The organism is Bradyrhizobium sp. 23 (assembly GCF_023073295.1).
GTDB lineage: Bacteria > Pseudomonadota > Alphaproteobacteria > Rhizobiales > Xanthobacteraceae > Bradyrhizobium > Bradyrhizobium canariense_D.
In genome coordinates, this window is record NZ_JADPJF010000037.1 from 54,304 (window position 1) to 62,160 (window position 7,857).

General features: G+C 64.2%; 7 protein-coding genes. 4 read left to right on the plus strand and 3 right to left on the minus strand.

Annotated elements, in window-relative coordinates; all coding sequences use genetic code 11:
- Positions 1–201 (plus strand): cold shock domain-containing protein, encoded by a 201-nt coding sequence (locus IVB32_RS06200; protein WP_007596519.1) that lies wholly within the window; start codon positions 1–3, stop codon positions 199–201.
- Positions 202–369: 168 nt separating this feature from the next.
- Here IVB32_RS06200 and IVB32_RS06205 read toward each other — a convergent pair whose 3' ends face one another.
- Positions 370–831 carry an Lrp/AsnC ligand binding domain-containing protein gene (locus IVB32_RS06205; RefSeq protein ID WP_018453673.1) on the minus strand — a complete coding sequence of 154 codons (462 nt, stop codon included), beginning with the start codon at positions 829–831 and terminating at the stop codon, positions 370–372.
- Between the two features lie 114 nt (positions 832–945).
- Here IVB32_RS06205 and putA point away from each other — a divergent pair, with 114 nt between their 5' ends.
- The 3 genes from putA (at position 946) to IVB32_RS06220 (ending at position 6,104) form a co-directional block, all read left to right on the plus strand.
- Complete coding sequence (putA, locus tag IVB32_RS06210) at positions 946–3,945, plus strand: bifunctional proline dehydrogenase/L-glutamate gamma-semialdehyde dehydrogenase PutA (RefSeq protein ID WP_018453672.1); 3,000 nt, start codon at positions 946–948, stop codon at positions 3,943–3,945.
- A 113-nt stretch (positions 3,946–4,058) separates the two neighbouring features.
- Positions 4,059–5,264, plus strand: coding sequence for a CoA transferase (locus IVB32_RS06215; RefSeq protein ID WP_018453671.1), 1,206 nt, complete (start codon positions 4,059–4,061; stop codon positions 5,262–5,264).
- Between the two features lie 192 nt (positions 5,265–5,456).
- On the plus strand, positions 5,457–6,104 hold the full coding sequence (locus IVB32_RS06220; RefSeq protein WP_247409997.1) for a glutathione S-transferase family protein: 648 nt from the start codon (positions 5,457–5,459) through the stop codon (positions 6,102–6,104).
- An 8-nt stretch (positions 6,105–6,112) separates the two neighbouring features.
- Here the strand turns inward: IVB32_RS06220 and IVB32_RS06225 are convergent, their stop codons facing one another.
- Both IVB32_RS06225 and IVB32_RS06230 read right to left on the minus strand, forming a co-directional pair.
- A complete protein-coding gene (locus IVB32_RS06225) occupies positions 6,113–6,277 on the minus strand; it encodes a hypothetical protein (protein WP_007596528.1) in 165 nt (54 codons plus the stop codon).
- 27 nt (positions 6,278–6,304) lie between these two features.
- Entirely contained in the window at positions 6,305–7,852 is a 1,548-nt protein-coding gene (locus tag IVB32_RS06230; protein ID WP_247296117.1) for a hypothetical protein, read from the minus strand.
- Between the last annotated feature and the right edge of the window lie 5 nt (positions 7,853–7,857).

Consider the following 7,857-nt stretch of genomic DNA (forward strand, 5'->3'; position numbering starts at 1 on the left):
ATGGCTAAAGGTACGGTCAAGTGGTTCAACCCGACGAAGGGTTATGGATTTATCCAGCCTGCGTCGGGCGGCAAGGATGTGTTCGTGCATATCTCGGCAGTGCAGAAAGCCGGTCTGTCGTCCCTGAACGAAGGACAGACGGTTGAATATGAAGAGATCGCAAACCGAGGCAAAAGCTCCGCAGAGAACCTCAAAGTATAAGCCCGCCGGCTTTTGCTAACTCCCGGATCGATCCGGGAGCCGGGCCAAGAAATTTTAGAAACGGTCAGTGCACTCGACGACAGGCGTTGCGATTGCACAGGGAGAACTATTTGCCCGCGAAGACCGCCCATTGGACGCCACAGCAATGACAATCGCGACGGCACTTCGTTAGTCCACCGGCAATGGTGCGTCGCGCTTGATCTCCTCCATCACCGCATAGGTTCGCGTTTCGCGCACGCCGGGCATCGACAGCAAGGTCTCGCCGAGGAAGCGCCGATACGCAGCCATGTCTGCCAGCCGCGCCTTCACAAGATAGTCGAAGCCGCCGGCGACCATGTGACACTCCAGCACCTCGGGCGCCAGCTTCACCGCGCGGGCAAAACGCTCGAAATTGTCGGGCGTGGTCTTGTCGAGCAGCACTTCGACAAACACCAGGAGGCCGAGGCCGAGCCGGTGCGGGTTTAGCCGCGCGCCATAGCCCTCGATAAAGCCCTCTCGCTGCAAACGCTTCAGCCGTTCGCCGATCGAGGTCGGCGACAGCCCAATGCGCTCCGCGAGCTCGACATTGGCGATTCGCCCGTCCTGCTGCAAAATCGAGAGGATCTTCCGGTCGGTTCGATCTAATTCCATATTCCGTAAGGTCAAATGACTGGGCGACTTCATTTTCTAAGCCGAATGAGCTAAATTGTCTATCGAGCTAAGGTAGCGTGGGCATTATCCTGAATTGAAGCCACAGGACACGCCATGCCGAACATTCCGCCTCCCTTCTCCGCCGCCTACGCGCCCGATGACGCCGATATCGCCGCGCGCCTTTTGCCATCTGTGCATCTCGGCCCGCCGCAGGAGGCGCGGATCGATCGCACCGCGACGCGGCTGATCGAAGCCATCCGCAAGCGCGACGACCGGCTTGGTGGAGTCGAGGATATGCTGCGGGAATTTGCGCTCTCGACCAAGGAAGGGCTGGCCTTGATGGTGCTGGCCGAGGCCCTGTTGCGCGTGCCGGACGCGCGCACCGCCGACCAGTTCATCGAGGACAAGCTCGGCGAGGGCGACTTCATCCACCACGAGACCAAGTCCACCGCCTTCCTGGTCAACGCCTCGGCCTGGGCATTGGGCCTCTCGGCGCGGGTGATCCAGCCCGGCGAGACGCCCGATGGCACCATCGGCCGGCTGGTGAAGCGGCTGGGCGCACCCGCCGTGCGCACCGCCACGCGCCAGGCGATGCGGCTGATGGGAAATCATTTCGTGCTGGGGGAGACCATCGCGCAGGCCTTGGAGCGGGCCCGGCCGCGCTCCGGCGAGAGGCAGCGCTATTCCTTCGACATGCTCGGCGAAGGCGCCCGCACCGCCACCGACGCAAGGCGATATTTCGACGCCTATGCCAGCGCGATTCTGACTATCGGCAAGGCGGCGGGCAGCCATCCCCTGCCCGATCGGCCCGGCATCTCCGTCAAGCTGTCGGCGCTGCATCCGCGCTTCGAGGCAATCAGCCGCGACGGTGTGATGGCCGAGCTGGTGCCGCAACTGCTGGACCTGGCGCAGCGCGCCAAGGTCCATGATCTCAACTTCACCGTCGACGCCGAGGAAGCCGACCGGCTGGAATTGTCCCTCGACGTGATTGCGGCAACGCTCGCCGATCCCTCGCTTGCCGGTTGGGACGGATTTGGCCTCGCGATCCAGGCCTATCAGAAGCGCGCCGGCGACGTGATCGACTATGTCGATGCGCTCGCCCGGGCGCACGACCGCAAGCTGATGGTGCGGCTGGTCAAGGGCGCCTATTGGGACACCGAGATCAAGCGCGCGCAGGAGCGCGGGCTCGACGGCTATCCCGTGTTCACCCGCAAGGCGATGACGGATCTGAACTACGTCGCCTGCGCTCAAAAGCTGTTGAGTCTGCGGCCACGCATCTTCCCGCAATTCGCCACCCATAACGCGCTGAGCGTCGCGACCGTGCTGGAGCTTGCCGGTGCGAACGGCGGCTTCGAATTCCAGCGCCTGCACGGCATGGGCGAGGCGCTCTACGAGCAGCTCGCCAAGGATCACCCGGACATCGCCTACCGCACCTACGCCCCGGTCGGCAGCCATCGCGACCTGCTCGCCTATCTGGTGCGGCGACTGTTGGAGAACGGCGCCAACTCCTCCTTCGTGGCGCAAGCGTCCGATTATCGCGTGCCGGTTACGGCGCTGTTGCAGCGCCCGGCGGATGCCATCGTCCGGCCGCAGCACGCGGCCCATCCCAAGATTCCGTTGCCGGGCGACCTGTTCGCGCCCGAGCGGCGCAATTCGCGCGGCGTCGAATTCGGCGCGCGCGCCGCGCTCGACCGGTTGCTGACGGAGGTCAAAGCCGAGACGATCGACCTCAAGCCGATCGCGGACGCAACGCCGGATCAGGCCAATGCGGCAGTGGCTGCGGCGCGCGCCGGCTTTGCCGCCTGGAGCCGGACACCCGCAGCCACGCGCGCGGCGGCGCTGGAGCAGGCCGCGCATCTTCTGGAGAACCGCGCGCCCCATTTCATAGCGCTGCTGCAACGCGAGGGCGGCAAGACGCTCGACGATGCGCTGTCGGAGCTGCGCGAGGCCACCGACTTCTGCCGCTATTATGCCGCGCAGGGTCGCAAGCTGTTCGGCAACGATGTGGCGATGCCGGGCCCGACCGGCGAGAGCAATGCGCTGGCCATGCGCGGCCGCGGCGTCTTCGTGGCAATCTCGCCATGGAATTTTCCGCTGGCGATCTTCCTCGGCCAGGTCACGGCGGCGCTGATGGCCGGCAACAGCGTGGTGGCCAAGCCCGCAGAGCAGACCCCGCGCATCGCGGTCGAGGCGGTGCGGCTGCTGCACGAGGCCGGCATCCCCGCAAGCGCATTGCACCTCGTCACTGGCGACGGCCGCATCGGCGCCGCACTGGCCGCGCACCCCGATATCGGTGGAATCGTCTTCACCGGATCGACCGAGGTCGCGCGCAGCATCAACCGGGCGCTGGCAGCCAAGGACGGGCCGATCGTGCCGCTGATCGCGGAGACCGGCGGCATCAACACCATGATCGCGGATGCGACCGCGTTGCCAGAGCAGGTCGCGGACGACGTCGTCACCTCGGCGTTTCGTTCCGCCGGCCAGCGCTGCTCGGCGCTGCGGCTGCTGTTCGTGCAGGAGGACGTAGCCGACCGCATGATCGAGATGATCGCGGGCGCGGCGCGCGAGTTGAAGATCGGCGATCCAAGCGACGTCGCGACCCATATCGGGCCGGTGATCGATGTCGAGGCCAAGCAGCGCCTCGATGCGCACATCGCACGCATGAAGAGAGAGGCGCGGCTGCACTTTGCCGGCACCGCGCCGGAGGGCTGCTTCGTGGCGCCGCACATCTTCGAGCTTGGGGATGCCGGCCAGCTCACCGAGGAGGTGTTCGGCCCGATCCTCCACGTCGTGCGCTATCGTGCGGAAAATCTCGAACGCGTCCTGCAAGCGATCGAGCGCACCGGCTACGGGCTGACGCTCGGCATCCACTCCCGCATTGACGATACGATCGAGGCGATCGTCGACCGCGTCCAGATCGGCAACATCTACGTCAACCGCAACATGATCGGTGCCGTGGTTGGCGTGCAGCCGTTCGGCGGCAACGGCCTGTCCGGAACCGGCCCGAAAGCCGGCGGCCCGCACTACCTCGCGCGCTTTGCGACCGAGCAGACCGTGACGATCAACACCGCAGCAGCCGGCGGCAATGCTGCCCTGCTCGCAGGGGATGAGTGAGGCGCGGCGAGGAGCGTTGCATCCCGCCGAAACATCGGTCTAATGCTGCCGTGACGTGGCCCTCGCCAATTCCAGCGCGCGGGATACAACACGAGTGAGGGAGCAACGCCGCAATGGAAAAGGGCATTTTTGCAGGGCTCAAGGTGCTGGATTGCGCGAGTTTCATCGCAGCACCAGCGGCCGCGACCGTGCTGTCGGATTTCGGCGCCGAAGTCGTCAAGATCGAGCCGCCCGGCGCCGGCGATCCCTACCGCAATCTGCCCAACATTCCGGGCTATCCGACCAGCGAGCACAATTTCGCCTGGCTGCTGGAGGCCCGCAACAAGAAGAGCATCGCGCTCGACCTCGCAAAGCCCGAGGCGCAGGCCGTGCTCTACAAGCTGGTCGAAGAGGCCGACGTCTTCATCACCAACATGCCGCCGCCGGTGCGCACCAAGCTCGGCATCACCTATGACCATCTCGCCCATCTCAATGATCGCCTGATCTACGCCTCGTTCACCGGTTATGGCGAGAAAGGCGAAGAGGCCAACAAGCCCGGCTTCGACAGCAACGCCTATTGGGCGCGCTCCGGCCTGATGGACCTCGTCCGCGCCGACACCGACACGACGCCAGCCCGCTCGGTCGCCGGCATGGGCGACCATCCCTGCGCCATGGCATTCTACGGCGCGATCGTCACCGCGCTGTACCAGCGCGAGAAGACCGGCAAGGGCTCGCACGTCGCCTCCAATCTGATGGCGAACGGCGTGTGGGCTGCGAGCGTGCTGGCGCAGGCAAAGCTCTGCGGCGCCAAGTTCGCCGAGCGGCGGCCGCGCGAACGCGCGTTGAACGCGGTCGCCAACCACTACCAGTGCAAGGACGGCCGCTGGCTGATCCTGTCACTGCTGAGCGAAGAGAAACAGTTTCCGACGCTGGCCAGGTGTCTCGGCCGCGAAGATCTCATCACCGACCCGCGCTTTGCCACCAAGCCCGACCGCCACGCCCGCTCCGTCGAGCTGATCAAGATCTTTGACGAGACCTTTGCGACCAAGGATCTCGCCGAATGGCGCAAGATCCTCGACGGCAACGGTCTCGTGTTCGGCATCGTCGGCATCCTGGACGACATCCCGAACGACAAGCAGATGCTTGACAACGAAGTTCTAGTGCCATTCGAAAACGACACCATGCTCACCATCTCCAGCCCGATCTGGATCGACGGCGCCAAGAAAGTGCAGCCGCGCAAGCCGCCCGACGTCGGCGAGCACAGTGACGAAATTTTGCGCGGCGCGGGATACGATGACGCCGCGATCAAGCAGCTGCGGTCGCAGGGGGCTGTGGGGTAAGGAGCCGACAGCGGTCATACATCCACGCTGTCGTCCCGGCGAAGGCCGGGACCCATATCCCAGAGAGGAAGAGGTCGAACGAAGCTGATAACTCCAAATCTTCGCCAAACTGCGTTCGGTGGTTATGGGTCCCGGCCTTCGCCGGGACGACGACGTAGATCGCTTCAACAATCACAGTCATCGCGAGGTCCCATGCCCAGCTACCGCCTGCACTACTTCCCCGAATCCGGCAACAGCTACAAGCTGGGGCTGATGCTGACGCTTTGCGGCGAGAGGTTCGAGCCGGTCTGGACCGATTTTGGCGGCGGCGTCACGCGCACGCCGGAATGGCGCAAGAGCGTGAACGAGATGGGTGAGATTCCCGTGCTCGAAGTCGACGGTGTGAAGATGACGCAGACCGCGCCTCTCCTGCTCAAGGTTGCCGAGCAGCACGGGCGTTTCGGCGCCGAGACCGAGGAGGAAAAGTTCGAGCTGCTGCGCTGGCTGTTCTGGGACAACCACAAGCTCACCGGCTACATGGCGACCTACCGCTTCATGCGCGCCTTCACGCAAAGCAACGATCCGCAGGTGCTGAAACATTTTCGCAGGCGGCTCGAAGACTTTCTCGGCATTCTCGACGGTCATCTCCAGCACAACGAATTCGCGATCGGAACCAGGCCGACCGTCGCCGATATCTCGATGATGGCCTATCTGCATTATCCGAGCGACGAGCACGGCTTCGACTTCGCGGAAAGCTATCCCGCCATTCACGCCTGGCTTGGCCGCATGGCCACACTGCCCGGCTGGCAGCCGGCCTACGAGCTGCTGCCCGGCAAGCGGATGACGAATTACGCGAAGTGAGGGCGCGGCTACTTCAGCGCCAGCCAGCCGAGCGTGAACAGGATTCCGCCGATGATGACGACGACCGCGACCGCCCAGGTGCTGACGCGGATGCTGCCGGTAACCTGCTTGGCCTCTTCATTCTGCGCGATCTCGCGATTGCGCTCCTTGTTGGCTTCGCTGGAGTCCGTCATGGGTCATCCAAACCGGTTCGAGACAGCCTAACGCGTCTTGATGAAGCACATGCCGATGCGGCGCGAAGCCGCGGCAGCCTGACAGGTCAATCCTTTAGCACAGCTCCATGACGTAAAACTCCTGTCGGTCGATCGCGATCCCGCATTTTCCAGGGAACAATGCGCGCCCCAGCCGTCCTGATATTCGGTCCCCGCCAGCTCAGTGCTGCCGCGGGTCTGCGGCCGGCTGGCAAATCCACGTGAGAAATCAGGACGTTTGCCTGCGGCCATCGCGGTCAGGATGTCACGGCGGCGGACCTGGTCGCCAAGAAAATGCGGCGAGGCCGGCACGATGGTCAAGTTGGACGGCTTGTCCGCAAGCCAATCAACGCCCGGGAAGTGAAAGCCGCCGATGCCGCGGGTCTGGTGGCAGCCGGCGCAGGTGACGTCATTGAGGCGGCGCTGGAAGCCCGCGACCGAGCGGACGTTCTGGATGTCCCCGCGCGCAGCAGCTTGCTTCAACGCACCAACCACATCGTTGTCGGAGAAGACCGGCTCGCCCTGTCCCTCTCCGTTGCGCTCCCCTTGCACCATCCCGAACTCCGGCTGCAACGGAGAAGCATCGAGGCCGGCTGGCGTCGGCACGATTGCAGCCTTGGCCAGGAATTTCTCGGGGATCAGCACCGTACCGCGATCGAAGTCGCGAAGATGATCGGGCGCGAGCAGCCAATCCCTGAAGTCGCGCCGGAGATCATTGTCAGCGAGAATGCGGTCGCGGTCGATCTGGTTCTCCAGCGTCGATTCCTCGAACGTCTTCGAGGCGGCGTCGTACTTGAACACCTTGAGCAGATAGTCGGAGCGGAAATCGTGCAGCGCCGATTTCGCCGCAACTGAGATCTGAATGTTGGTCTCGATGCGATCGAGCATCGCATCGTAAGGGAAGAAGTCGCTGCCGATCAGCCCCTGCCAGTCGCCATTGCCGAGCCAGCGTCGCGCGACCTCGGCGCAGGTGATCGGCTTGCCGTTCCCGTCCATCTGGCGCACGTCGCGCGCCTTCATCACCAGATTGAGCGTCATCGGCAGCCGCGTGGCTGTCCTGCCGCCATCCGGTTTGGTCTCGAAACGCACAAGACGATAGATCAGCCTGATCTCGCCGCAGGAGTCTTCCGAGACATAGGCCCGGTCCATGCGGTTGACGATGCCGGCCAGCACGAAACGGGTGTCGCGGGATTTCAGATTGGCGCGATCGAACAATTGTACGTCGAAGCCCTCGCCGACGCCGATGGTCTCGGTCGGATATGCCGCCTTCTGCTGGGCGACGTAGCGATCGATCTCCGCCTCGATCGCGGGAGGAATCTCCTTGAGCTGCGACAACCACGAAAACATCAGATCGGTCGTCAGCGGAAAGTTCGCGTTCCGCTCCGGCCACAACAGGCGCGAGATCGTGAGCGCATCGTGCTGGTCGAGCTCGCGCAGGAGATCGGGATCGGTGATCGCCGTGCCGCGTGCCAGTTGCGCGTTCTCCGCGGCCAACAACGACACGATGCCGCCGAAAAATACGGCGGCGGCAACGAGAATTCGCAAGGCGCGGCTCATGCCTC

Bases quoted from the DNA above. Each gene is read 5' to 3' on its own strand.
- IVB32_RS06205 (WP_018453673.1), bottom strand. From the start codon at position 831: ATGGAATTAGATCGAACCGACCGGAAGATCCTCTCGATTTTGCAGCAG.
- IVB32_RS06220 (WP_247409997.1), top strand. From the start codon at position 5,457: ATGCCCAGCTACCGCCTGCACTACTTCCCCGAATCCGGCAACAGCTAC.
- IVB32_RS06200 (WP_007596519.1), top strand. From the start codon at position 1: ATGGCTAAAGGTACGGTCAAGTGGTTCAACCCGACGAAGGGTTATGGA.
- IVB32_RS06225 (WP_007596528.1), bottom strand. From the start codon at position 6,277: ATGACGGACTCCAGCGAAGCCAACAAGGAGCGCAATCGCGAGATCGCG.
- IVB32_RS06215 (WP_018453671.1), top strand. From the start codon at position 4,059: ATGGAAAAGGGCATTTTTGCAGGGCTCAAGGTGCTGGATTGCGCGAGT.
- IVB32_RS06230 (WP_247296117.1), bottom strand. From the start codon at position 7,852: ATGAGCCGCGCCTTGCGAATTCTCGTTGCCGCCGCCGTATTTTTCGGC.
- putA (WP_018453672.1), top strand. From the start codon at position 946: ATGCCGAACATTCCGCCTCCCTTCTCCGCCGCCTACGCGCCCGATGAC.